The 1,208-nt window shown below is 67.5% G+C and carries 1 protein-coding gene; it reads right to left on the bottom strand.

All coding sequences use genetic code 11. The features are described from left to right. Positions 1–1,136: DNRLRE domain-containing protein (locus ABZ749_RS35440; protein WP_357235811.1), on the bottom strand; the 1,136-nt coding region annotated here is incomplete at its 3' end. Between the last annotated feature and the right edge of the window lie 72 nt (positions 1,137–1,208).

Below are 1,208 nucleotides of genomic sequence, written 5' to 3'. Positions count from 1 at the left end.
GGCTTGCCCCAGGTGAGCAGCAACTTCGGGCCGTGGTCGTCCTCGCCACCGTAGGAGAAGTCGCCGGACTCGTACCGTGGGCCGCCGTTCTTGTTCGACTCGTCCTTGCCCTTGACCATGAAGCCGTAGTTGGTCGCGGGGTTGTCCAGCCAGCCCTGCACCGTCGAGCGGACGCTGTAGCTGTGCCAGGCGTTGGTCTGGTGCAGCGGCTTGGTCACCTCGGCCCGCTTGACCAGCCGGACCGCGTCGGCCACGACCTTCTTGTTGGCCACGTCGCCGAGCACGACCTTGTGCGTGGTGCCCGCCTTGAACCCGTACGTGCCGATCGACACCCAGTTCTGATTGCCGGAGCCGGTGGTCTGGTTGACCGTCTTGACCACCGAGCCACCGTCGTAGAACACGGTGTAGGGCGCGTTGGTGGCGCGGTCGGAACCCGGCACATAGTGCACGAGAACCTCGTACTGACCGTCCTCGGTCAGCCGCGGCACCCAGGTGAACGTCTGACCGGTGGACGCGTCGGCGTTGTACCGGTAGGCGCCGTTGTTCGCCTGACTGCGGTCGGTGGCGGTGGCGCCGACCCACTCACCACTGGCGGACACCTTGGTGCCGTCCGCCTCGTCCACCTGCTCGCGGTTCTCCCCGACCTCGGCGAACTTGGTGTTCATGGTGCCCCACGTCGCGGTGGTCTCGTTCCACGCCGCGGTCACCCGACGCGCCTCGAACGCCATCGAGGCGTCGTCGGCACCACCGTGGGTCTGGTCGAAGTACATCTGCAACTGCGCGGAGTCCAGCACGGTGTTGGCCGGCACGTTGGACAGGTCGAACTTGGTCAGGGAGCGGAACGTGCCCCCCGTCGAGGCGCCGGCGGAGAGCTTCCAGGTGCTGTCGAAGTTCTCCGAGGGGCCGCCGGACGCGATCATCACGTCCTGGGCCTGGCTCAACGTCGGTTGAACCTTGATCGTCGGATCGATCACCACCGGGTACCTGCGGGCCGGGTCGCGCAGCCAGGCGTCGTCGGCGGCGACCGTCACCACAGTGCGGCCGTCCTGCTGACTGACCCGTTGGCTGACCTGGTAGCTCATCGCCTTGCCGACCACCGAGGCCTGGTCGTCGGCTGTTCCACTGGTTGTGGACAACGCCGGTCGGCCCGGAATGCTTCCCGGCCCCGAACGGGCACGATGACGCCGTCCGGATACGGCGACGCCGGC

The organism is Micromonospora sp. NPDC047753, from assembly GCF_040642735.1.
Classification (GTDB): domain Bacteria; phylum Actinomycetota; class Actinomycetes; order Mycobacteriales; family Micromonosporaceae; genus Micromonospora.
Note: the sequence above shows the minus strand (reverse complement) of the source record. Positions and strands in the feature narration are given on the sequence as shown.